This is a genomic window from Salinibacterium sp. M195, from assembly GCF_019443965.1.
In the GTDB taxonomy this organism is placed as follows: domain Bacteria; phylum Actinomycetota; class Actinomycetes; order Actinomycetales; family Microbacteriaceae; genus Rhodoglobus.
In genome coordinates, this window is record NZ_CP040814.1 from 2,014,290 (window position 1) to 2,038,162 (window position 23,873).

Annotated in this window: 24 protein-coding genes; 14 read left to right on the forward strand and 10 right to left on the reverse strand. The window is 58.0% G+C overall.

Annotated elements, in window-relative coordinates; all coding sequences use genetic code 11:
- The first annotated feature begins 30 nt into the window (after positions 1-30).
- Positions 31-795 carry a Fe-S cluster assembly ATPase SufC gene (sufC, locus tag FFT87_RS09590; protein WP_219948520.1) on the forward strand — a complete coding sequence of 255 codons (765 nt, stop codon included), beginning with the start codon at positions 31-33 and terminating at the stop codon, positions 793-795.
- 4 nt (positions 796-799) lie between these two features.
- Positions 800-1,129, forward strand: coding sequence for a metal-sulfur cluster assembly factor (locus tag FFT87_RS09595; RefSeq protein WP_100388990.1), 330 nt, complete (start codon positions 800-802; stop codon positions 1,127-1,129).
- A 39-nt stretch (positions 1,130-1,168) separates the two neighbouring features.
- On the opposite strand, the gene FFT87_RS09600 is transcribed toward FFT87_RS09595, so the two are convergent.
- A complete protein-coding gene (locus FFT87_RS09600) occupies positions 1,169-1,795 on the reverse strand; it encodes a biotin transporter BioY (RefSeq protein ID WP_219948521.1) in 627 nt (208 codons plus the stop codon).
- 121 nt (positions 1,796-1,916) lie between these two features.
- Between FFT87_RS09600 and FFT87_RS09605 the strand changes: the two genes are divergently transcribed.
- Positions 1,917-3,515 carry an ABC-F family ATP-binding cassette domain-containing protein gene (locus FFT87_RS09605; RefSeq protein WP_219948522.1) on the forward strand — a complete coding sequence of 533 codons (1,599 nt, stop codon included), beginning with the start codon at positions 1,917-1,919 and terminating at the stop codon, positions 3,513-3,515.
- Between the two features lie 37 nt (positions 3,516-3,552).
- Here FFT87_RS09605 and FFT87_RS09610 read toward each other — a convergent pair whose 3' ends face one another.
- Positions 3,553-4,389: an SURF1 family protein gene (locus FFT87_RS09610; protein ID WP_219948523.1), complete on the reverse strand. Its 837-nt coding sequence runs from the start codon at positions 4,387-4,389 to the stop codon at positions 3,553-3,555.
- A gap of 235 nt (positions 4,390-4,624) precedes the next feature.
- The gene (locus tag FFT87_RS09615; RefSeq protein WP_219948524.1) at positions 4,625-4,927 is read right to left on the reverse strand and encodes a DUF3099 domain-containing protein; all 303 of its coding nucleotides are present in this window, start codon (positions 4,925-4,927) and stop codon (positions 4,625-4,627) included.
- Between the two features lie 72 nt (positions 4,928-4,999).
- Here FFT87_RS09615 and fabG point away from each other — a divergent pair, with 72 nt between their 5' ends.
- Positions 5,000-5,722 (forward strand): 3-oxoacyl-[acyl-carrier-protein] reductase, encoded by a 723-nt coding sequence (gene fabG, locus FFT87_RS09620; RefSeq protein ID WP_219948525.1) that lies wholly within the window; start codon positions 5,000-5,002, stop codon positions 5,720-5,722.
- A gap of 28 nt (positions 5,723-5,750) precedes the next feature.
- Here the strand turns inward: fabG and serB are convergent, their stop codons facing one another.
- Complete coding sequence (gene serB / locus FFT87_RS09625; protein ID WP_219948526.1) at positions 5,751-6,389, reverse strand: phosphoserine phosphatase SerB; 639 nt, start codon at positions 6,387-6,389, stop codon at positions 5,751-5,753.
- Between the two features lie 128 nt (positions 6,390-6,517).
- On the opposite strand from serB, the gene FFT87_RS09630 reads away from it, so the two are divergent.
- Together FFT87_RS09630 and FFT87_RS09635 are read left to right on the forward strand one after the other, a co-directional pair.
- A complete protein-coding gene (locus FFT87_RS09630) occupies positions 6,518-7,300 on the forward strand; it encodes an ABC transporter ATP-binding protein (protein WP_219948527.1) in 783 nt (260 codons plus the stop codon).
- 75 nt (positions 7,301-7,375) lie between these two features.
- Entirely contained in the window at positions 7,376-7,627 is a 252-nt protein-coding gene (locus FFT87_RS09635) for a type B 50S ribosomal protein L31 (RefSeq protein WP_010202510.1), read from the forward strand.
- Between the two features lie 119 nt (positions 7,628-7,746).
- On the opposite strand, the gene FFT87_RS09640 is transcribed toward FFT87_RS09635, so the two are convergent.
- Positions 7,747-8,448: an exonuclease domain-containing protein gene (locus tag FFT87_RS09640; RefSeq protein WP_219948528.1), complete on the reverse strand. Its 702-nt coding sequence runs from the start codon at positions 8,446-8,448 to the stop codon at positions 7,747-7,749.
- Positions 8,449-8,577: 129 nt separating this feature from the next.
- On the opposite strand from FFT87_RS09640, the gene FFT87_RS09645 reads away from it, so the two are divergent.
- Both FFT87_RS09645 and FFT87_RS09650 read left to right on the forward strand, forming a co-directional pair.
- Entirely contained in the window at positions 8,578-9,489 is a 912-nt protein-coding gene (locus FFT87_RS09645; protein ID WP_219948529.1) for an alpha/beta fold hydrolase, read from the forward strand.
- Complete coding sequence (locus tag FFT87_RS09650) at positions 9,486-10,571, forward strand: glycosyltransferase family 1 protein (protein WP_219948530.1); 1,086 nt, start codon at positions 9,486-9,488, stop codon at positions 10,569-10,571. Before FFT87_RS09645 ends, FFT87_RS09650 begins: the two co-directional genes overlap by 4 nt.
- Before the next feature lie 10 nt (positions 10,572-10,581).
- On the opposite strand, the gene FFT87_RS09655 is transcribed toward FFT87_RS09650, so the two are convergent.
- Both FFT87_RS09655 and FFT87_RS09660 read right to left on the reverse strand, forming a co-directional pair.
- Entirely contained in the window at positions 10,582-11,214 is a 633-nt protein-coding gene (locus FFT87_RS09655) for a histidine phosphatase family protein (protein WP_219948531.1), read from the reverse strand.
- A gap of 45 nt (positions 11,215-11,259) precedes the next feature.
- Entirely contained in the window at positions 11,260-12,090 is an 831-nt protein-coding gene (locus FFT87_RS09660; RefSeq protein WP_255559119.1) for a Sir2 family NAD-dependent protein deacetylase, read from the reverse strand.
- 82 nt (positions 12,091-12,172) lie between these two features.
- On the opposite strand from FFT87_RS09660, the gene FFT87_RS09665 reads away from it, so the two are divergent.
- From FFT87_RS09665 to FFT87_RS09675, 3 genes are all read left to right on the forward strand, one after another.
- Positions 12,173-12,976, forward strand: coding sequence for an RNA methyltransferase (locus FFT87_RS09665; RefSeq protein ID WP_219948533.1), 804 nt, complete (start codon positions 12,173-12,175; stop codon positions 12,974-12,976).
- 34 nt (positions 12,977-13,010) lie between these two features.
- The gene (locus FFT87_RS09670) at positions 13,011-14,234 is read left to right on the forward strand and encodes a D-alanyl-D-alanine carboxypeptidase family protein (protein WP_255559122.1); all 1,224 of its coding nucleotides are present in this window, start codon (positions 13,011-13,013) and stop codon (positions 14,232-14,234) included.
- Between the two features lie 110 nt (positions 14,235-14,344).
- A complete protein-coding gene (locus FFT87_RS09675; RefSeq protein WP_219948534.1) occupies positions 14,345-15,451 on the forward strand; it encodes an acyl-CoA desaturase in 1,107 nt (368 codons plus the stop codon).
- A gap of 65 nt (positions 15,452-15,516) precedes the next feature.
- Here the strand turns inward: FFT87_RS09675 and FFT87_RS09680 are convergent, their stop codons facing one another.
- Positions 15,517-16,278, reverse strand: coding sequence for an SGNH/GDSL hydrolase family protein (locus FFT87_RS09680; RefSeq protein WP_219948535.1), 762 nt, complete (start codon positions 16,276-16,278; stop codon positions 15,517-15,519).
- A 150-nt stretch (positions 16,279-16,428) separates the two neighbouring features.
- Here FFT87_RS09680 and FFT87_RS09685 point away from each other — a divergent pair, with 150 nt between their 5' ends.
- From FFT87_RS09685 to FFT87_RS09695, 3 genes are all read left to right on the forward strand, one after another.
- A complete protein-coding gene (locus FFT87_RS09685; RefSeq protein WP_219948536.1) occupies positions 16,429-16,692 on the forward strand; it encodes a GlsB/YeaQ/YmgE family stress response membrane protein in 264 nt (87 codons plus the stop codon).
- 140 nt (positions 16,693-16,832) lie between these two features.
- Positions 16,833-18,080 carry a DNA polymerase IV gene (gene dinB / locus FFT87_RS09690; RefSeq protein WP_219948537.1) on the forward strand — a complete coding sequence of 416 codons (1,248 nt, stop codon included), beginning with the start codon at positions 16,833-16,835 and terminating at the stop codon, positions 18,078-18,080.
- 69 nt (positions 18,081-18,149) lie between these two features.
- Entirely contained in the window at positions 18,150-19,922 is a 1,773-nt protein-coding gene (locus tag FFT87_RS09695) for a DEAD/DEAH box helicase (protein WP_219948538.1), read from the forward strand.
- A gap of 111 nt (positions 19,923-20,033) precedes the next feature.
- On the opposite strand, the gene FFT87_RS09700 is transcribed toward FFT87_RS09695, so the two are convergent.
- Positions 20,034-20,237, reverse strand: coding sequence for a cold-shock protein (locus FFT87_RS09700; RefSeq protein ID WP_009772173.1), 204 nt, complete (start codon positions 20,235-20,237; stop codon positions 20,034-20,036).
- A 156-nt stretch (positions 20,238-20,393) separates the two neighbouring features.
- On the reverse strand, positions 20,394-23,873 hold the full coding sequence (locus FFT87_RS09705) for an error-prone DNA polymerase (protein ID WP_219948539.1): 3,480 nt from the start codon (positions 23,871-23,873) through the stop codon (positions 20,394-20,396).

A 23,873-nucleotide genomic window follows, 5' to 3' on the forward strand; every position in this document is an offset into this window, starting at 1 on the left:
CTCCATACGAGACCACGAAGGAAAGAAATAATGTCAGTACTGTCAGTAAAAGACTTACACGTCAGTGTCGAAACCGAACAAGGCACAAAGCAGATCCTCAAGGGCGTTGACCTGGAGATCAAGCAGGGCGAGATCCACGCGATCATGGGCCCTAACGGTTCCGGCAAGTCAACTCTCGCTTATACAATCGCCGGCCACCCGAAGTACCACGTTGATAGCGGTTCGATCACGCTTGACGGCGAAGAGGTGCTCGACATGACCATCGACCAGCGTGCTCGCGCAGGTCTGTTCTTGGCCATGCAGTACCCGGTCGAGATTCCTGGTGTTAAAGTCGCCGACTTCTTGCGCACAGCGAAGACTGCGCTTTCCGGCGAAGCCCCTGCGCTGCGCCCCTGGATCAAAGAAGTTAACGGTGCGATGAAGGCTCTCCGCATGGAGAAAGCCTTCTCCGACCGCAACGTTAATGAGGGTTTCTCCGGTGGAGAAAAGAAGCGCAACGAGATTCTTCAGCTTGAGCTGCTGAAGCCACGTTTCGCTGTTCTCGACGAGACCGACTCTGGCCTTGACGTTGACGCTCTCAAGATTGTTTCGGAGGGTGTCAACCGCGCACGGGAGGAAACCGGCCTAGGGCTGCTCTTGATCACGCACTACACTCGCATTTTGCGGTACATCAAGCCTGACTTCGTGCATGTATTTGTGGATGGCCGAGTGGCAGAAGAAGGTGGCCCTGAGCTTGCCGACCGCCTTGAAAACGAAGGCTACGATCGATTTTTGACCGACACGAGCGTAGCCTAGGCGTATGTCTACCGTTCTAGCACCCGCGCTTTTCGACGAGGTCGAAGAAGCGCTCAAAGACGTCGTCGACCCTGAACTCGGTGTGAACATTGTCGATCTCGGACTGATCTATGACTTAAGTTGGGATCCTGAGAACAACGCGCTCATCATCAGCATGACGCTGACGTCGGCGGGTTGCCCTTTGACGGACGTCATCGAGGAACAAATTGCCCAGTCTCTCGACAACGTGGTAGAAGCCTTCCGCATCAACTGGGTGTGGATGCCACCATGGGGTCCGGAAAAGATTACAGACGATGGTCGCGATATGATGCGAGCCCTAGGCTTCTCTATCTAGCCCAGTCACGACGATCGTTTCGACGCGCGGCCAAAGCGGCTACTCCCCGTGAGGCGCCACGATTGCCGCGCGTCGTTGCGACACTGATTTCCAGCTATAGGAAAGAAGTGCCGCAGCGATCAGGATCTTTATGACGGCACCCGGGAGGAATGGCGTGATTCCCGAATTCACCAGTTCCATCAGCGTGGATTCATTGCCCAACCGTTGCATCGACAGCCCGAGACCGAGCACTCCTACGATGTAGGTGCTCACGGTAGCGACGCTCGCCGCGACGACGGCGCGGGCGAAGGTGTGGTCCCACTGTCGTTCTGCAAACGCCCCGGCGATCGCGGCCGAGACAATGAAACCAACGATGTATCCGCCACTCGGGCCGAAAAGTACATCCGTGCCGGAGCCCGCGTTGCTAAAAGTCGGCAGGCCGATCGCACCTAGCGCGGCGTAAAGTGCCATCGCGAGCGCTCCACGAACCGCACCCAGCGAGAGCCCAACCACAAGGACAGCCAGCGTTTGCGCCGTTACCGGAACCGGATACAGGGGCACGACGAACTGAGCTGCGAGCGCAGTCAAGGCCGCGCCCGCCACGACAAAGGTCAGGCTCGACGCAACATTCTGACCGAAAAGCAGATCAACAATCGTTGGCCGCAATCCCCAAGTTCTCTCGCTCATCACGGAGCTCTCCGCATCGTGTTGATCGTCGACTGCACTGCGCAGCCAACGCTAGGAAGTAGACTAGTTCGTTGGTGCTGTCGCCACTCAACCCCTACCCCCAAGATTTGGACGTTTTGCCGTGCTTGCTGTGCATGATCTCGAGTTGCGCGTTGGCGCACGCATGCTTATGCAGGGCGTCAATTTCCGTGTAGACCGTGGCGACAAAATTGGACTCGTTGGCCGTAACGGTGCCGGCAAGACCACACTAACCAAGACACTCGCCGGTGAGTTGGAATCTACAGGCGGTTCGATTGAACGTACCGGTGAAATCGGTTACTTGCCGCAAGATCCTCGCTCGGGAAACCCGGAAGATCTTGCCCGAACGCGAATTCTTGATGCACGCGGATTGGGCAGTATCGTGCTCGAGATGCGCAAGGCTCAGGACGAGATGGGCAGCTCAGATCCTGCAATCAGCGGTGCAGCGATGGACCGCTACGGTAAGCTTGATGACCGTTTTCTCTCGCTTGGCGGCTACGCGGCGGAAGCTGAGGCCGCATCGATCGCCAGCAACTTGAGTCTTCCCGACCGCATCCTTGATCAGGCACTGTCGACACTCTCGGGTGGACAGCGTCGACGTATTGAGCTGGCTCGCATTCTCTTTTCAGGCGCGGACACCATGCTCCTCGACGAACCGACCAACCACCTTGATGCCGATTCTGTGGTCTGGCTCCGCGAGTTCCTCAAGAACTTCGGCGGCGGTCTGATCGTGATCAGTCACGATGTCGAACTAGTTGAGGACACGGTCAACAAAGTCTTCTACCTCGATGCTAACCGTCAGCAAATCGACCAGTACAACATGGGCTGGAAACACTACCTGCGTCAGCGTCAGTCTGATGAGGAGCGCCGCAAGAAGGAGCGCGCCAACGCTGAGAAGAAGGCAAGCACGCTCCAAGCCCAGGCCGCTAAATTCGGAGCCAAGGCATCCAAAGCTGCGTCTGCCCACCAAATGGTCGCTCGCGCTGAGAAGCTGCTTGCCGGCCTCGATGATGTGCGTACGAGCGATCGCGTCGCTGCTCTTCGTTTTCCGGATCCAGCGCCGTGCGGAAAGACTCCGCTCATGGGCTTCAACCTCAGCAAGAGCTACGGTTCGCTGGAGATCTTCGCCTCGGTAGATCTCGCGATTGACCGCGGCTCAAAGGTCGTGATTCTCGGCTTCAACGGTGCGGGAAAGACGACGCTCTTGCGGATGCTTGCGGGAGTCGACGAACCAGATACTGGCCACATTGAGCCAGGCCACGGACTGCGAATCGGCTACTACGCACAGGAACACGAGACTATTGACGTCAAGCGCTCTGTGCTCGAGAACATGGTTTCGTCGTCACCAAATATCACCGAGATGGAAGCCCGCCGCGTTCTCGGCTCGTTCCTCTTCACCGGCGATGATTCCGCAAAGGCTGCCGGGGTTCTCTCCGGTGGCGAGAAGACTCGACTAGCGCTTGCCATGATTGTGGTGAGCGGAGCAAACGTGTTGCTTCTTGACGAGCCGACTAACAACTTGGACCCAGCGAGCCGTGAAGAAATTCTGGGCGCATTGGCCAATTACAAGGGTGCTGTAGTTCTCGTAAGCCACGATGAGGGCGCGGTTGAAGCTCTCAACCCTGAGCGAGTTCTCATCCTGCCCGATGGAATTGAAGACCACTGGAACAAGGACTACGCCGACCTTATTTCGCTGGCTTAGCGACGCGCTGAAGCTCTAGACCGTCTCGCGATCGGCGTTAGGCGTCGAGGATGGCATCCTCAATCTCAGCATCGGTGGGGCCACGGTCTTGAACCTTCTTCATACGCTTTTCCGCACGCTCACGTTCCGCGGGATCCGCTTCGTTGATGAGACGATACTCTTGGCGAACCGCCCACCCGAGTCCGATAAAGGCCAGAATGCCGAAGGCCACCCACTGGAACGCGTACGAGAGGTGCGCTCCTTCGTCGAGGAGCGGTTTCGGGTAGGGGAGTGGCGAATCTGCCACGCCCGGGGATTCTGATTCGATTAGGCCGTAACCACCGGTGTAGATCGACCGATCCAGGATCCCGGCGACTGTTTCTAAGTGGATTGTCGCAACCTGTCCCTCCGGTGCTGAACGGCCCTGAACTGTGGGCTCGCTTGGTTTGAGTCGCATCACGAGGTCAATTTGGCCGGCCGGGGGAGCTGGCACCATGTCGGGTTCATCCTGAGCGTTGCCGGCCGGAACCCAGCCGCGGTCGACAATGATCACGCGCCCACTGTTGAGCTCAAAGGGAACGAGCACTTCGAACCCCGGTTGCCCAGAGTATGGCCGGCCACGAACGAGAAGCTGATCTGAGGCTAGGTATTCCCCGCTGACCGCGACGGGGAGCCACTTGTTGTTGATATCGAACGCAGAGAGCTCTGGCATCACGCTGCTGAGTTGTTGGGGCTCGGCTTCCCAGTTAGCGCTCACACGGGCGACTTCTGCTGCAGCCTCTTCACGGCGATCAAACTGCCACTGCGAGAGAAAGACGCAGCCGATAGCAAACCCAACGACGAGAGCCAGATATCCGAACCAGCGTGACGAGATAACGAAACGCCAGTTTTTCATTGCCCGGCTCCGTCCGGAACAACGGTTGCGGGAGACGCGAGATCGCTCAGCACTACAGGGAAGCCTCTCGTGCTCAGGTAGTCATTCAGGTAATCGACATGCTCATCGCATGCGAGCCAAATCTTTACTCGTTCGAGCCCATGGATGCGCGGATTACGCCAATTGACGTTCCAGCGAGCGTCCAACTCACAACCAGCTCGGGAGCACTGGGCTGTTGAAGGGCCGGTCTCACCAATCACCGAGCGGCCTCATCGGCTCCTGTAGAGCGGCTGGAGAGACTTGCGGAGTTGAGGGCGTACTGACCAGGGGCCGCAACAGAGCCGGGACGACGGGTGCTTGCGTTCGCGAGCACGACGGCAACGTAGGGCAGCACAACCGCACCCAAGATCGGCAAGACGAGCCACCAGCCACGAACAAACACGCAAAGTAGCACGCAAATAATCCGGATGCCCATGGCAATCGAGTAGTGGATCACGCGCCGTCGGCGCTCGTCATCGGGCCGCTCGGGGAGCGAAGTGATCGACTCAGGATTATTCATGGACTTTCTTAGGTAGCCGAGAGAAGGTGCTCCTAAGCTTACGCCGCTGTGCGCGACTATATGCTGGGAACCATGACCACCTCAGCACCCGAATCACGCATCGTTCTTGTTACCGGCGGCAATCGCGGCATCGGCCGTGCGATTGCTGAAGAGTTTGTGGCTCAAGGCCATCGGGTTGCGGTAACGGCTCGCTCAGGCTCTGGTCCAGAAGGAACCCTCACTGTTGTTGCTGACGTTACCGATGCTGCAAGCATTGATGCAGCATTCACTGAAGTTGAATCCAAGCTTGGCCCCGTTGAAGTGCTTGTCGCCAATGCGGGAATCACTCGCGACATGCTGCTGATGCGAATGAGCGAAGACGATTTCACTGCGGTGATTGATACAAACTTGACTGGCGCCTTTCGCGTCGTCAAACGTGCCTCTAAAGCGATGATGAAGGCACGCTTCGGACGAATCATTCTGGTCTCGAGCGTCGTCGGTCTTCTCGGCTCGGCGGGGCAGGTCAACTACTCCGCGTCGAAAAGCGGGCTTATCGGTCTCGCGCGGTCGCTAACCCGCGAACTGGGCAGCCGGGGTATCACGGCCAACGTTGTCGCTCCCGGGTTCATCGAGACTGACATGACGGCGGCTCTTCCCCAAGAGCAGCAAGAGACATACCTCAAACAGATTCCTGCCAACCGCTTTGCGCAGCCTCAAGAAGTGGCGAAGGCTATTGCGTGGCTGGCGAGCAATGACGCGGCGTACATCTCCGGTGCAGTGATTCCGGTAGACGGTGGCCTCGGAATGGGCCATTAGCCCCCTGCAGCCCTGTGAGCATGGTGTGCTAGCCGCGCAACCCCAATAGCGGTAGTAAAGCGCTCAGATCTCGGGTGTCGATGTGGACATCGGCACTAGCGCGAACAATTGGTTTAGCCGTGATTCCAACCGAAAGCGCGGCGGCCTCCATCATGAGAAGATCGTTAGCTCCGTCGCCAACGGCGACCGTTGCCGATAGGGCAGTACCGGAGTCGAGCGACCATTCGTGCAACGCGAGGGCCTTCGCTTGTGCGTCGATGATTGGTCCCACCAGCCCTCCGGTTAGCACGCCCTCGAGAGCCTCGAGTCGGTTGGCTCGTGCATAGTGGAGCCCCAGACGTTCAGCTAACGGGTCCAGTAGCTCATGAAAGCCGCCCGAAACTGCGGCAACTTTTCCGCCGGCATCGACCACAGCCGCGATCATTTCTTCCGCGCCAGGTGTTACTCGGATGTCGCGAGCGCAGTCCGTGATCACCGACTCGGGTAGTCCTGCCAGTGTGGCCACTCGAGCTCGCAGGCTTTGTTCGAAGTCGAGTTCGCCATTCATTGCGCGCGTGGTGATTTTCGCAACTTCGGGTTCTGAGCCGGCATGGGCCGCGAGCAGTTCAATGACCTCATTCTCAATGAGAGTCGAATCAACATCGAGAACGACGAGGAATTTTGCCAAGATCTGGACCTTTCGAGCGACGGCTGTGGTCGTAGATCGTGAGAACTGTACGACATTAGTTGCCAGACTATCGGGATCGCTTGAGTGGCTTACACGTGCTGCGGTCTAAGCGAATAGGATGGGTGATCATGGCTAGTGTCCTCTCCTTTACTGATGTATCCGTTACTCGCAACGGCTCCACGATCCTCGACTCGATTTCGTGGAGCGCAGAAGCATCCGATCGGTGGGTGATATTGGGCCCCAACGGTGCGGGCAAAACAACGTTGCTGCAATTAGCTGCCGCGCAGATTCATCCGACCTCAGGAGAGGTCGTCGTGCTTGAGAGCACTCTCGGTTCTGCTGACGTCTTCGACGTTCGACCCCGAATCGGTTTCGCGTCGACCGCTCTTGCGCGACGCGTTCCGAATAGCGAACGAGTGATCGATGTCGTTCTCACCGCGGCGTACTCAGTAACCGGCCGTTGGAACGAGCAGTACGAGAAGGTCGACCTACGTCGCGCGCGCCGAGTTCTGGCCGAGTGGAGCCTCTCGCACCTAGAAGAACGACGCTTCGGAGATTTGAGCGACGGAGAACAGAAGCGAGTTCAGATTGCCCGCTCCGTTATGACTGACCCGGAATTGTTGCTGCTGGATGAGCCGGCCGCAAGCCTTGACCTCGGCGCGCGCGAAGAACTCGTTCAGCTGCTGAGTGGTTATGCAAAGGCTGAAAGTGCCCCCGCAATTGTCATGGTGACGCATCACGTTGAAGAGATTCCGCAGGGATTCACCCACGCGCTGATAATCACCGAGGGAACAGTACACAGCGCCGGTAAGATTGACGATGTCGTTACGTCAGAGAACTTGAGTGCCGCTTTCGGGCTTGAGCTTGTCATTACGAAAGACGCCGGTCGTTACACGGCGCGAGCCGCCTAATCCTCTGATAGGCTTGTGTGTCGGTCCGCGTGGCCGCCTACGTCTTTCTTTTAATCCAGAACCCAGGGAAATCCAATGAAGTCCGAGACCCACCCCACATACATGCCCATCGTCTTTCGCGACCTCGCGTCGGGCTCCACGTTCCTCACTCGCTCAACTGTGACGAGCGAGAAGACGATCGAGTGGGAAGACGGCACCACCTACCCGGTGATTGACGTCGAGATCTCCTCTGAATCGCACCCGTTCTACACGGGTAAGCAGCGCATCATGGACTCCGCCGGACGTGTCGAGAAGTTCAAGAACCGCTACAAGGGCTTCGGCAACTAGCAGAACCCAGTTTTCACTAAGGGCGACCGGTACTCCGGTCGCCCTTAGTCGTTAACGAGAAAAGGATTGTGGAGCTGCGCCATGCGCACGCCCCACAATCCCTTTTCGAGATCACCTTGCTACTGCGGAGGAACCGCCCGCACAGGCCATTCATCGTTGGCAACGAAACTCTGGTCGCCCTTCGAGGAGCGAATGTAGTCCTGAAAACTCGCGGCCTGGTCGGCGTACCAAGTGCGTTGGCGATCATGCAATTCCGAGTAGGACGTGCCCAATTTGTCGGCGAATTTGGCCAGCAAGGCCTGCGCTACTCGGGCTGCGGCGATCGCGTCTGATCCGGCATCGTGCGCGTCGTCTAGAGCGACGCCGTAAAAGCCGGAAGTAACCTCGAGCGTGCGCTTTCCGCGACGGTAGCGATCAACCGCTTTATCAATGACGAGGGGATCAATCACGACGTATGGTTCCCGAAACCCATCAACTGAGTAGCGGCGGCACTCCCGGTCGAGAAGCGAAAGATCATAGGGGGCGTTGTAAACGACAAGGGGAATCCCCAGCGCGCAGGTCTCTGTGAGTTTTTCTGCGATTTCCGCCACTACAACCGCGGCCGCACGGCCCTCAGCGCGAGCTCGTTCAGTGGTTATGCCGTGAATCGCGGAGGCGCCGGCGGGGATATCAACGCCGGGGTCTGCCAACCAATCCCAGCGCGAGACGACGGTGCCCGAGGCATCAACAACGGCGATGCACGCCGAAACTATTCGGCTCGTCTCTACGTCGACGCCAGTTGTCTCAAGATCGAAGGTGGCTAGGTTGCCGGAGTTGTTCATAAACTCAGCGTAGGCCGCGGCACCGACAGCAGGAACGCGGCTCGCGGATAGCCTCGCTCGCGACGATCAACGCGCGCCATAATGACGCGGATGCGAAGAAGTCTTCACAGATTGCCTAGAATTGTGCGAATGAGACCCGCATCGCCGTATGGAGCACTGCTCGACGACAACCCGGCGACCCACTCAACTATCGAGATACTCGGATCCACCACACATTACTGGGAATTTGGGCCAGAAAACGCAGAAACGGTTCTGGTTCTCGTCCACGGATTTCGGGGCGACCATCATGGCCTCAATGCGGTCAGCGCTCACATCCGGGGCATCCGAATTATTAGCCCTGATCTTCCTGGATTTGGGATGTCGACCCCATTGAGCGGTCATTCGCACGACATCGAGGGCTACGCGCTCTGGCTGACCTCATTCGTCGACGCTCTTGAGCTGAAAGGAACGGCAGTTCTCCTTGGCCATTCTTTCGGTTCGATAGTCGTTTCCGCGGCAATTTCGCGCGGTCTGGCTACGCCACGACTCATCCTGGTCAATCCCATTGCGGCGCCGGCGCTCTCAGGCCCCAACGCGCTGTTGAGCAAAATTACCCTGAGTTTCTACCGACTAGCGCGTGCGCTCCCTCACGCCCTGGGTGCGCCAATGCTGAGCAATTGGCTTGTCGTGCGCGTCATGAGCCTCGCGATGGTGAAAACGCGTGAATCCGAGCTCCGGCGCTGGGTCCATCAGCAACATCACGCGCACTTCAGTAGCTACGCAAACCGGGACACTCTCCTCGAAGGCTTCGAAGCATCCATCGGCTCTGATGTCAGCATGTTCGCGGACATGATCACGGTGCCCACTCTTCTTATCGGGGCGCGAAACGACCCAATAAGCCCAGTTCCGGCTCAGGAGCGCCTCGCCACGATCATTCCCCAGGCCACCCTGCACATTTTTGACGATGTTGGCCACCTCATCCACTATGAACGGCCGCGCGAGGCAGCTGAGCTGATTGTCTCTTTCCTTGACGCGGGAACAGTTGCGGAGCCCACCCCATGAAAATCGTTTTTGATTGCCGCTACACGCGCATCGGCCGACACGACGGCATCAGCCGCTACGGTTCTCGTCTGGTTGAAGAACTCGCGAAGCTCCACCCGGTAACCATGCTGATTTCGGACAAACGTCAGCTCGAGCTGTTGCCCGATCTTCCTTGGGAACTAGTCAGCTCACCAACCAGCGCACGTGAGCCATTCGTCGCTTTCCAAGTAAACAAGCTGAACCCTGACGTCGTTTTTACGCCGATGCAAACGATGGGCCCGTTCGGACGCAAGTACGCGCTCGTGACTACCGTGCACGACTTGATCTATTACCGGCATCCCACACCACCCCGCAACCTTCCGTGGCCAGTGCGAGCAATGTGGAGGATTTACCACCTCACCTGGGCATTTCAACGAGCGCTGCTGAACCGAGCGGATGCCCACCTCACGGATTCGTTGACAACACGAGATCTCATGCTCGAGCACCGGCTCACCAAGAACGAGATTTCGGTGGTACTGCTCGGCACTGATAGCCCACAGGAGTATTCAGTTCGTATCGCTCCAACGACCCGAGAGCTTGTTTACATGGGCTCCTACATGCCCTACAAGAACGTCGAACTTATCGCTCGCGCACTGAACGATCTGCCCGGTTACACTCTTCACCTCATGAGTCGTGCTGACGACACAGTGAAGGCGATGCTAACCGCTTTGGCGCCGGAGTCCAGCCTAATTTTTCACGACGGAGCGAGTGACGAGGTTTATGCGGAAACTCTTTCTCGGGCAACAGCGCTGGTAAGCGCGTCACGCGACGAGGGATTTGGGCTTCCACAGGTGGAAGCGATGGTGCTTGGCACGCCGGTGCTCCTCAGCGATATTCCGATTTTTCGCGAGATCTCTGGGCCTGCAGGAGGATTTTTCAGTCCGGATGAGGCTGCAGAGCTCGTTCGCGAAGTGCGCGCGCTCGAAGACCCCGCAGTCTGGCAAGCGCGGTCAACGGCGGCACGCGCGCGATCCGCTGAGTTCACGTGGGGAGGCGGGGCAGCAGCGCTACTGCACGTTCTTCGGGAGACAGTTGCCGCCCGCGAGGCATCTCGAGCCGAGTGAAGAAATGTGGTTAGGAGCCGGACGGCTCTCGACGAGCGAGAATATTTTGAGTATTGAACGCTTCGCCACCATGAGATTCTGATTCGGCTTCGATCGGGTCATCAAAATTGACCAGACTCAGAGTGCCGTCGTCGTGACGAAAGCTGTGTACCGATCCATTGACGATCGGTGTGCGTGGACGGTCGGGAGCGACCGCCGCCAATATCGAGGCAATAACACCGCCGTGAGCAACCACGATGACCGATTTTCCATGATTCTGTTCGGCAAGCTGAACAAGCGCGGGAAGCGCCCGCTCAATGACGGAAACGCGAGTTTCTCGCCCCGGCACCTCAGTGTCTCCCGGGTAGAGGCGGTCAACTTCGTCGTCAGTTCGGCCCTCAGCATCGCCGTAGTGGCGTTCAACAACCGCGGGCAAGGTGATTGGTGCAGCTAGGCCAACCGTGTCGGAAATTATTTGTGCCGTCTCCATCGCTCGTGACAGTGGGCTGGCGAAAATGCCGTCCCACTGTCGACGTGCCAACAGCTCACCGGTCGCGGCTGCTTGCGCACGCCCCGTCTCGTTTAAGGGGATGTCGCTACTGCCCTGAATCCGCCGCTCGCGATTCCAGTTGGTTTCGCCGTGGCGCACGAGATAGATGAACACGCAACTCCATTCAATAACGGTAGACCGAGCGCGCCCGGTAGGTCTTCAGGACTGAAGAAGGTCCAACAGTTCGCACAGAGCACCTGAGGCGCTACCGTCGATCTTAACGTCAGCTCGACTATCGACCTTCGTTTTTCCCCGGTTGATGACGATCAGGGGTACCCGTCGACGTAAGGCGCGTTCGACCAATCGGATGCCCGAGTTCACGACCAATGACGAGCCAGCGACGATGAGCGCACCTGACTGGTCGACGAGCGCCGATGCGAGCTGAAATTTTCTGGTGGGAACGAACTCGCCAAAGAAGACCACATCCGGCTTCAGAACACCCCCACATAGCGTGCATTCTGGGATCACGAATGCGTCGACGTTGGGTACTTCGGCGTCACCATCCGGGTTGAGGGTGTGAGACTCAGACTCTTCGAGCCAAGGGTTGAGGTCGGAGATACGTTCCGCGAGAGGCGTTCGAGCAAAGTACTGACCGCACCGGAGGCATCGTGCTCGGTCGATGCTGCCGTGCACGTCAACGACTCGCATTGATCCGGCCCGTAAATGAAGACCGTCAACGTTCTGCGTAATCACGCCGTTGCTCAGTCCGCGTCGCTCAAACTCTGCAAGAGCTGCGTGACCATCATTTGGAGCAGAACTGGCAAAACGTTTCCAGCCGAGATGGCTTCCGGCCCAGTATCGTTTTCGAAATTCGGGGGAGCTCTGAAATTGCTGGAAGGTCATCGGATTACGCACAGCGGCACCCTCACCGCGATAATCAGGTATACCGGAGTCAGTGCTGATGCCGGCACCCGTAAGTACGCTGATGAGTTTTCCGTCGAGAAGCTCGGCCGCACGACCGACCTCAGCGCTGCTGTCTTGTTTCTGCACATCTCCAGCGTAGACACTGCGAGCAGCTCTTCTCTTGCGAAAGACATCTATAGCCGCGAATCCGCCTAGTTGGGAACACATAGTGAACGTCATCAGGGTCACCGAACTCTCCGATCCGCGCTTGAGCGATTTCGCGAACCTCACCGATGTTGCCCTTCGTCGGCGTACCGAGCCTGAGGGCGGCCTCTATATCGCGGAGTCCTCAAAGGTCATTGCCCGTGCTCTTCGGGCTGGTCATGTTCCGCGTGCTGTGCTGGTGCTTGAGCAATGGCTCGACGCTGTCGCCGAGCTATTGGGCGACAGCGACACTCCGGTGTACGTGGGGGAGTCGGCCTTGCTTGAGCAGCTCACCGGGTTCAATCTCCACCGCGGTGCTCTCGCCTCGATGCACCGCCCGCCATTGCGTACGGTTGCTGAGTTAATCGAGGGGGCCCGTCGTATCGTGATCCTCGAAGACATTGTGGATCACACCAATGTTGGCGCGGTTTTTCGTTCTGCTGCGGCGCTCGGTGCCGACGCTGTGCTGATCACACCGCGTTGTGCTGATCCGCTTTACCGTCGTAGCGTTCGCGTAAGCATGGGCACAGTACTTCAGGTTCCGTGGACTCGGATTGCGAATTGGCCAGCCGGTGCCCAAGAGTTGAAAGCAGCAGGCTTTCACCTCGCAGCCCTTGCACTGAGTGATGACGCCGTTGATCTCGATACTTTCGCGGCGAATGCGCCGGATCGTGTCGCGCTGATACTCGGCACCGAAGGCGACGGGCTCTCGCGCCAGACGATCGAAGCCGCCGACAGTGTTGTGAAGATCCCTATGATGCACGGCGTCGACTCTCTCAACGTCGCAGCGGCCAGCGCAGTGGGAATGTACACACTTCGAGTGCGCTAGCAGGAATACGTCGGTGAACTGTTAGCGTTATCCGGTGCCGCTGACTCAACGCCAAATCTTTCGTCGCCGTCGCATCGTTGTCTTCTCCGCGGTCGGGGTAGCGCTTGCGACTGCGTTCTATTTGCCGATGACTCTACTTGCACCGCTCTCTGCGGTGTCTGCCAGCGTGATCACCGCGTCGGTGCCGGAACTGCCACAGCCCGAACTCGAGTTGCCCAGCTACGGGGCTTCGGCAATCGCCGCGATCGACAGGACGGGTTTGCTCGCGCAGTCCGGTAGCGCGGAGCCGCTGCCCATCGCTTCGATCACGAAAATCATTACCGCTCTCGTCGTGCTCGATGCAAAGCCGCTCGCGGTCGATGAGGCTGGGCCGACCATCACCTTCGGCGAAACCGACCTCGACTATTACTACACCCAACAGGCCCAGAACGGGCTGGTGTGGCCCGTTTCTGATGGACAGGAACTTTCGCAACGTGAAGTGATGAACGTCGTACTGCTTGCGTCAGCAAATAATTATGCCCAGTCACTTGCACACTGGGCGTACGGCACTGACGAAGCCTTCGTCGCGGCTGCTGCCGCATGGTTGAGCGATCACGGACTCGAAAACACCACGCTGACCGAGGCATCTGGCATTCAGGAATCCAATCGGAGCACGGTAGAAGACCTCACGAAAATTGCACGCCTTGCGATTGACGACCCCGTCGTTGCGGCCATCGTCGCTGCCCCGTCAGCGGAAGTTCCTGGCCTTGGAACCGTCGAGAACCGCAACCAGTTGCTCGGAATCGATGGCGTTGACGGAATCAAAACGGGCACTCTGGATGACTGGGCATGCCTTCTTTTCTCAACCGACGTCACCATCGCCGGCGAGGTCAAAACATTCGTCGGCGTTGTCCTCGGAGGCCCAGATCATCCGACAGTCGCGGCCGCCATTCGCACGTTAATTGCTGATGCCACTGCGGGGTATACCGAAGTTGAGCTAGTGAGCGCTGGTGAGGAGTTCGCCGAATACGACACGCCGTGGGGCGATGAGGCGAGGGCGATTGCGGCCGACGCTGTTTCGCGCGTTGTCTGGGGAACTGACGAGATCTCCGTAACAGTGGATGCCGATCCTGTGCGCCTTGCAAATCAGGGGACTGACGCGGGTGTTGTGCACGTTCGCATCGGCACCGAGACTATCGATGTCCCGCTGCAATTTAGCGACGAGATAGACGATCCTGGCCTGTGGTGGAGGCTCACCAACCCACAAAGTTTATTCTAATTTTCGAATAAACACTGGGCTCACAGGGTGTCGCGATAGGATTGATTGCATCTGGAGCACTCGCTCACATATCACATGGCTGAGAAGCCATACGAAATTTCTGAGGTCACGTGAGCAGTTCTCTCTCAGCCGGTTCGACAGGTGTAATCAAAACTGGACCTCGCGGCGTCGGTAATCCACTCAGTGAATTCGCTGCTTTGCTTCGCACCGTTCGCGAAGCTGGTCTTTTGCGCCGCAGCCGCGCTTTCTACATCATCACGTTTGCCGTCATCACGCTAGCAATGGTCGCTGCATGGTTCGGCTTCGCAATGCTTGCTGGTACTTGGTACGTACTGATTATCGCCGCAGTCATGGGCATCCTCTTCACCCAATATGCCTTCCTGACCCATGAGCTTGCTCATCGTCAGGTGTTCGAGTCAAGCAAACTTAACGACACTATCGGCCGCCTCATGTCTGACCTCGTTGTCGGCATCAGCTACGCCTGGTGGATGAATAAGCACTCGCGTCATCACGCGAACCCCAACACGGTCGATAAAGATCCTGATATCGAGACCGACTTCATCATTTTTCAGAAAGACAAGGCTGCCGGCCTTAAGGGCCTGACCAAGTTCATGGCCAAGCGCCAAGGCTACCTATTCTTTCCGGCGTTGCTTCTCGAAGGCTTCAACCTTCATTCTCATGCCTTCCAAGAGGTTTTCAACGTCAACAAAAAGGTTGACAAGCGCGCCCTCGAAATCGTGTTGTTGCTCGTGCGAAACATCTCCTACCTCGCAGTGGTGTTCACCTTCTTGCCGCTGGGTATGGATTTTGCGTTCTTAGCAGTACAGATGGGAATCTTCGGTCTGTACATGGGTTCGTCCTTCGCTCCCAACCACAAGGGAATGCCGATTCTTCCGAAGGGTTCGAAAGTTGATTACCTGCGTCGCCAGGTGCTCACCAGCCGCAATATTCGTAGCGGTCACTTCATGAACCACTTCATGGGCGGTCTCAACTATCAGATCGAGCACCACCTGTTCCCCACCATGCCGCGTCCGCACTTGCGTCGTGCCGCTGAAATGGTTAAGGAATACTGCAAGACCAAGGACATCAAGTACACCGAGGTCGGTTTGTTGACTTCGTACGGCATTGTGATCCGCCACCTCAATGAGGTCGGTCTGGGCGCTGACGGAGATCCCTTCGACTGCCCGGCAGCGGGCCGTGCAGGCTATACCGGCTAATCAGCCAACCACAACACGCTAAAGGGCCTCTACCGATTCGGTAGAGGCCCTTTAGCGTTGTATCTCTAAAAACCAGGTCGCTTTGGCGTGACATTGTCGCCGGAAGACTGATGCCGAACACGACGCAGCACCCACGGCACGAGGTACTCTCGCGCCCAGCCCATGTCTTCGACGCGCGCCTGACGCCACCGTCGCGGGGGGAGAGGCTCTGGGCTAAAAGGCTCAAGTTCGTTAGAAACGTTGAGGGCATCGAGAACCATACGAGCGACAGTGTGGTGTCCGACCGCTGAGAAATGTAATCGGTCCGGTGCCCACATTCGAGAATCAGAGAGCTCACGCAACGACCACATGTCAGCGACAACGGCATCCTGATGCTGGGCAATTGCGCGAATGTTCTCGTTATAGATCGCAACTTTGCCACGAACCCGGTTAAGGACTGGCGTCATCCCGATATCTGGCCCTGTGAACAGAATCACCGTGGCCCCATCGCGACGCAATCCTGCCACAAGTGCCTCGACTCGCACTGCGACTTCGTCAGGGTCTGAACCGGGACGCATGATGTCGTTGCCACCAGCAGAAACGCTAATGAGGTCAGGCTTGAGCTCTAAAGCGGGCTCAAGCTGTTCGGTATGAATCTGGTTCAAAAGGCGCCCTCGGATCGCGAGGTTTGCGTAGGCGAAGTCGTCCTTGTTGTGTCCAAGCACCTCGGCTACGCGGTCTGCCCAGCCCCGATTGCCGCCGGGGGATTCTGGCTCGGGGTCTCCGATGCCTTCGGTAAATGAGTCACCGATCGCGACGTATCGCGTCCACGGATGTAGTTCTTGCATCTCTCTAGCTTGCCTCAGATCGTGTCTGTGCGAAACCCGTGTGATTCCTGAGAGCCCGCTGTATTGCTTTGACCCCCAGATGGGGTGCAGATTATGTTTGTTGACGTCTTCACACCGAAGACGACATAACCACCGTTTGGAGAACACACAATGGGAATCATTGGTTGGATCGTACTGGGACTCATCGCCGGCGCAATCGCTAAGGCAATTCTGCCAGGACGCCAAGGCGGCGGTTGGATCGCGACACTGATCCTTGGTGTTGTTGGTGCACTTGTTGGTGGATTCGTCGGAGGTGCGATCTTCGGGATTGGTCTCGAAGACTTCTTCTCCATCGAGACGTGGCTCGTAGCCATCGCCGGTTCAGTGCTCGTGCTGTTCATCTACGGACTAGTCACGCGCGGCTCACGTCGCTAACTCTTTACCAACGCAGCAGGCGGCACACTACGGTGTGCCGCCTGTTTCGTTTAACGAGCGCCTGGCACAGCATGCTGCTTTGACATTGGCTCCGGAACGATCGTCCCTGCGTCGTCGGAGGCACCTGAGACAATAGAGGCATGGGCAAGCAAGACGGATTGACGCGGCACGTTTCCGCCATAGACGTCGATGACAGCACTGCAACCATCCTGCATGTAGACATGGACGCCTTCTTCGCCTCAGTCGAGTTGCTCGATCATCCAGAACTCATTGGCAAGCCGGTAATCGTCGGCCACAAATCGACTCGTTCCGTCGTAACTGCGGCAACGTACGAAGCTCGCAAATATGGGGTGAACTCTGCAATGCCAATGGCCCTTGCGCTCCGTCGCTGCCCCAACGCCATCGTGCTCGAGCCGCACTTCGAGCGCTATCAATACTTCTCGTCACGAGTTTTTGAGATCTGTGATGAGCTCACCCCTAAAGTCGAGCGCTTAGGCATTGACGAGGCCTTTCTGGATGTCGCTGGCGCCCGCGCCATTTACGGGTCTCCCAAGGAGGTTGCGGCTTTGCTTCGGGCGCGAGTGTTCACCGAGACTGGCCTCGTATGTTCTGTGGGTGCCGCAGCATCCAAGTACGTCGCCAAAGTTGCATCGGGTTTATCGAAGCCTGACGGGCTTTTGGTGATTCCTGGCGACAAGACCGTGGAGTTTCTTCATCCACTACCGATTTCGGCGCTGTGGGGTGTCGGAGCAAAAACTGAAGAAACGCTTCGACAACGCGGATTTTCCACGATCGCCGACATTGCACACGCCGATCGTGAATCCCTCACGCGCGCTGTAGGGGAGTCGGGCGCGGTTAAGCTGCATAACTTGGCATGGGGTAACGATGTGCGTGAGGTCTCCGAGCGGCCAGCCGAGAAGAGCATTGGCCATGAGACAACGTTCGAATATGACGTGCTCGACGGCGATGAGATCCGCAGAGAACTCCTGCGACTCTCCGGAAAGGTTGCCATTCGCCTGCGGGCTTCCGGCATGGTCGCTCGCACAGTAGTGCTCAAACTGCGGTTTGAAGATTTCAGTACCGTTACCCGGTCGCGCAAACTCCCCGAGCCGACCGACTTGGGGCGCACCCTTTATGAGACCGTGCGCGGGATCTACGACGAGTTTGCGGGAGAGGGCCGCCCGGTGCGGCTCGTTGGGGTGCGAGCCGAGCAACTTGGTGACCCCGGCGGAACCCTCGTCAGCCTCTGGGACACCACAGATGGCTGGCGCGATGCCGAGGAAGCGATGGAGGCGGCATCCGCACGATTCGGAAGCGGTGCTGTTGGCCCAGCCCGTTTGCTCGGAACAGAACGCTCCGAACGTCCTCGGCTTGGTCAACGCGATTAGCCTTCGCCAACGGCGAAACTCCGCACCATCGATCACCTACACCAGCGAGAAACGGTAAAGTCTTTTCAAGTGAGCACTCCATTGCCTGGCCCTACCGTAGGCACGTTTGCGGCAGAACACCTCTCACCGTCGTATCCCGAACGCGCCGCCCGTGGCACCGCATCCAAATTGCGTGCGTGGCAGGCAGAAGCCCTCGATCTCTATTTCGAGCGCGAACCGAAAGACTTTCTCGCCGCAGCAACGCCTGGCGCTGGCAAAACCACTTTTGCGCTACGCCTGGCAGTTGAACTCATTGCCCGCCGCGTCATCGACCGTGTCACGGTCGTCGCCCCCACTGATCACCTCAAGCGTCAATGGGCAGATGCCGCCGATCGCGTCGGATTGCGCCTTAACCCCGGATTCTCCAACGGCGACGCGTGGGGCGGGCGCCGGTTCAATGGAATCGCCGTCACTTATGCGCAAGTCGCCATGAAAGCGTCCCTCCACCAAGAGATCACCGATTCCGCACGAACTCTCGTGATCCTCGACGAAGTCCACCATGGCGGCGACGCTCTCAGCTGGGGCGACGCAATTCACCAAGCATTCGGTCGCGCAACCCGCCGACTGTCCCTCACAGGAACACCTTTCCGCAGTGACACGGCCCCCATCCCCTTCGTCACCTACGCTCCTGACGGCAAGGGCATCCGCACCTCCGTAACGGATTACAGCTACGGCTACGGTCGTGCTCTCGCTGATGGTGTCGTTCGCCCGGTTATGTTCATGGCTTACGCCGGCAAAATGCGGTGGAGAACCCGCATGGGCGACGAAATGGAAGCCCGCCTTGGCGAAGGCGACACGAAAGATGTGACCTCGCAAGCGTGGCGTACCGCGTTAGACCCCAAGGGCGAATGGATGCCGGCAGTGCTCCGAGCCGCCGATCGTCGCCTCAGCGAGGTGCGACACTCCATTCCGGATGCCGGTGGGCTCGTTATTGCTACTGATCAGCTCGCCGCGCGCGCTTATGCGGGCCTCATCAAAGAGATCACGGGGGAGTCGGCAACGATCGTGCTCTCCGATGAGAAGGAATCTTCCGCGCGAATCGAGCAATTTGCTTCGAGTGACAGCCGGTGGATGGTCGCGGTGCGGATGGTTTCTGAAGGTGTAGACGTGCCTCGGCTTGCCGTCGGAGTGTATGCAACTTCAGCATCGACTCCGCTCTATTTTGCGCAGGCCGTTGGCCGATTCGTGCGCGTAAGGCGGCGGGGCGAAACCGCGTCAATCTTCTTGCCGAGCGTGCCGTCACTCATGCTTCTTGCGGAAAAACTTGAAATAGAGCGCGATCACGCGCTCGATCGTGACAGCGAGAAAGATGATGATCTCCTCGACGACAGTCTCCTTGATAGCGAGAATCGCGAAGAGAAGACGAGCGATGAACTTGCCGACGAGTTCATCTGGGAAGCACTGGAGTCTGATGCGAACTTCGACCGGGTGCTCTTCGACGGTAACGAGTTCGGCTTTGCCGCCGAGACTGGCAGCGATGAAGAACTGGATTTCATCGGCCTACCGGGCATCTTGGAGCCGGAACAAGTACGCGAATTGCTGCTGCAACGTCAAAAGCGTCAATCCCGCCGTGCGGAAAACAAACCAAAAGCAGACCAGCCGCAGCCGCTGTATCGCACCCTCAAGGAGCAACGAACTTTGTTGAATAACCTCGTGGGTCGTCGCGCGAAGCTCGCTAACGAGCCACATGGGCTCATTCACGCAGAGCTGCGACGAGTGTGTGGCGGGCCGGCTGTCGCTCAGGCGACAGTGACGCAACTGCAAACCCGCATTGACTATTTGAGCAAAAACACACACCCCTAGAGCGGCCGCAGTCTTAGACTTCGCCCAACTGCTGGGCGCGTGCTCTACCGGTTAACAAGAAAACGCCCCCGGTATAGGACCGAGGGCGTCTTCGTTACTGAACTATCAAGATCAGATGGGGCGGATGTTCTCCGCCTGGGGTCCCTTGGGACCCTGTGTGATGTCAAACTCAACCTTTTGGTTCTCGTCGAGCGACTTGTAGCCATTTGTTGCGATGGCCGAGTAGTGGGCGAACACATCAGGACTTCCGTCCTCGGGGGCGATGAAGCCAAAGCCCTTTTCTGCGTTGAACCACTTGACGGTACCTAGTGCCATTTAAAACTCCTCCAGGAGCGTTTCTATCAGGCCCCGACAGTCGAGGCCGCATCCATGCCTTGTATAGAACATGAACGATTCCATAAGGCTATATCAGTATGGCGCTGCATGTGTCATGAATTTCATTAAGTTCACACAACGGTAATGAACTTGCTCCTACTGAAAATCACGAGATTGCGTGCGGGGGAGTCCCGAAAGCGGTTCGAAACGGTCGGCGAGCACGTTGATGACCCCATCCGCGGACCGCTCAACAATGCCGCGAACGATGAGTGCGGCGCTGTCACGGGCGACCCGGCGGTACCGGCCCCACACGCCCACGCTGCAGATTACGTTGATCAGCCCCGTCTCATCCTCAATATTCATAAAAGTAATTCCGCTGGCTGTTGCCGGGCGCTGCCGGTGAGTAACAACGCCACCGATCTCAATACGTCGGCCAGACTCAGTAACCGTGAGGTCAGCAGCAGACAGAACTCCGCGGTGTGTCAGCGCTGGGCGAATGTGCGCCACCGGATGACTTTCTGGAGAAATCCCTGTCGACCAGAGATCAGCCATCAACTGGTCGAACTCGGTCGCCAACGAAAATAGCGGCGGCTGAACCGTCACCATACTGTCGGGCAAATACTCTTCTCGGTCGTGAGCAGCATTGCCCGCGTTCCAGAGCGCCTCTCTCCGCGTGAGTCCCAAAGATTCAAAGGCGCCTGCCGCCGCCAACGCCTCGAGTTGCTTCGTGGTGAGCCCGACACGGCGCACCACGTCATTCATCGACAGAAACTCGCCCGAACCACGCTCTGCCACAAGCTTCTCGGCGATAGCCGTGCCAATGCCCTTCACCTCATCTAAACCAAGACGCACAGCAAAGGCACCATCGCGTCGATGATCATCCGTATCGAAATGAGCAGCGCGATCAAAAGGGCCAACCGGAGGCTGCTCGTGATCCACACAGCGAGGGTCTCCGGTAGGCGCTGTGCTTGTGGAGTGCTGCTCGAGTACAGCAAAAACTCCCGAACGTTGGATGTCAGGGCCACGCACCTGCACACCATGACGGCGCGCATCCGCCACCAACGTCTGCGGCGAGTAAAAACCCATGGGTTGCGCCCGCAACAGGGCCGCGAGGAAAGCTGCAGGGTAATGCAGCCGAATCCAGGCACTGGCATAAACGAGCAGGCCGAAGCTGAGGGCATGGCTTTCGGCAAAACCAAAACCGGCGAACGCTTGGATACTTTCGTAAATGCGGTCGGCATCCTCGCCAACAATTCCGTTGCTTGCCATGCCCGCATAAAGTTTTGACCGCAACTTGTCGATGCGTTCGATGCCACGTTTAGACCCCATAGCTCGCCGCAGCAAGTCAGCATCGTCTGCCGAGCAGCCGCCAACCGCCACCGCAATCTGCATCAGCTGCTCCTGAAAGATGGGTACGCCCAAAGTGCGCTCAAGCGGCTCGACCAGGTTGGGATGCAAGTACGTAATGGGGTCGGCACCCATTTTTCGACGTACGTAGGGATGAACGGCGCCACCCTGAATCGGTCCGGGCCGCACGAGGGCAATCTCGACAACGAGGTGATATAACTCGCGCGGTTGCAGACGCGGGAGCAACCCCATTTGGGCGCGACTCTCTACCTGGAAAACACCAACGGCATCCGCTCGACACAGCTGGTCATAAACACCCTGTTCTTCGGCGGGAATTGTCGCGAGATCCCAACGTTCGCCCAAAGCCTCATCGACGAGGTCGAAGCTGTACTGCATCGCCGAAAGGATGCCGAGGCCGAGCAGATCAAACTTGACCAGCCCCATCCACGCACAGTCATCCTTATCCCACTGCACGACTGTGCGCTTTTCTTTGCGCGCATGTTCGATCGGCACCACCTCACCGACCGGACGTTGTGTCAACACCATTCCGCCCGAATGGATGCCAAGATGCCGCGGAAACTTCATCACCTGCTGGGCAAGGTCTAAGACCGAATCGGGGATGTCGTGGTCTATGCCGGAAACTTCAGAACCCCACCGTTCCATCTGTTTCGACCACGCATCCTGCTGGCCAGCGCTGTAGCCGAGCGCTTTCGCCATATCGCGCACCGCAAATCGCGGGCGGTACTGAATGACGTTAGCCACCTGGGCCGCATTTTCACGGCCGTAACGTTCGAAGACATATTGAATGACCTCTTCTCGACGTTCAGAATCGAAGTCGACATCGATGTCGGGTTCTTCTTCACGCATCGCCGAGATAAACCGCTCAAACGGAAGTTTGTAGCGAAGAGGATCTACCGCCGTGATCTTGAGGAGATAACAGACCACCGAACTGGCTGCCGAGCCGCGGCCCTGACACAAGATTCCCCGACCACGCGCAAACGCCACGATGTCGTGCACGATAAGGAAATAGCCCGCAAAGTTTTTCTCTTCGATCACATCAAGTTCACGCTGGATACGGGCACGATTCTCTTCAGAGAGATCAATCTTGCGGTCAGCAACCCCCGCCCAGGTCAATTCGCGCAGCCAGCTCACCGGCGTGTGCCCCACGGGAACGTCCTGATCAGGAAGGGCCGGTTTTGCCTGTCGCAGTTCGAAAGCAGCCTCGTTCGCAATATCAACCGTCGCCGCTACTGCACCCGGATAGCGAGCGAAACGTGCAGCCATCTCAGCCCCCGACCTCAAATGAGCGGAGCCGGCAGCCGGAAGCCAGCCATCCATCTCATCAAGACTGCGGCGAGCCCGCACAGCAGAAATTGCCGAATGCAAGTGGTGCTGGCGGGGCGTTGCGTAATGAGCATTTGACGTCGCAACCACACGAAGGCCACGATCAACGGCAAGAGAATAGAGGGCATCGTTGTATGCAGAATCGAGGGGATAGCCCTGATCAAAGAGCTCAACAATGACCGCTTCGTGGCCAAAAAACTCACTCAAGCGGTCAAGCTCTTTTCCTGCAGCCACCATCGACTCCCGTGTGGGGGCCGAATTAGGTTGTGTACCGTAGAGCGCTCGACGCACAGCACCCTTGCGGCATCCGGTCAACACAAACCAGTCACCTTCAGCTAGTTCAGCCAGCTCCTGCAGGTCATACTGCGGTCGGCCCTTTTCGCCTCCGGCGAGTTGAGCGCGCGTAATAGCCAGCGCCAGCCGGTGATACCCCTGCTCTTTGCGAGCGAGTACCAGCAGGTGGTCACCCTCAGGATCAGCATTGCCTGCTTGCGGGCCCGTCAGGCCCAGAGAAAGTTCAGCGCCGAACAGGGTCGAGAGGCCCAATTCGGCAGCAGCTTCCGCCATCCGCACAATGCCATACAGCCCATCGTGGTCGGTAAGAGCCAGAGCGGTCAGGCCTAAACGTGCAGCTTCTTCTGCGAGTTTCTCTGGCATGCTCGCGCCGTCAAGAAAACTGAAGCTCGAGTGCGCATGGAGCTCGGCGTACGGCACCACAGCAGTGGTGGGGGCGGATGCTGCCTCCGCGTCGTTCGGCGACCCAACCTGTTGCTCTTCTGACTGCACTTCTGGTGGAGTCTTCGGCGCGACATAAGGTGCCCGCTTGCTGGATACCAAAGACAGAGCACGACCGTCACCGGCCTCGCCGATGGGGGTAACGACCCCAAAGCCTGACAGTGTGCGCTCGAGCTGGCGCCACGGAATCGGGGGGTTAGACCAAGCCAT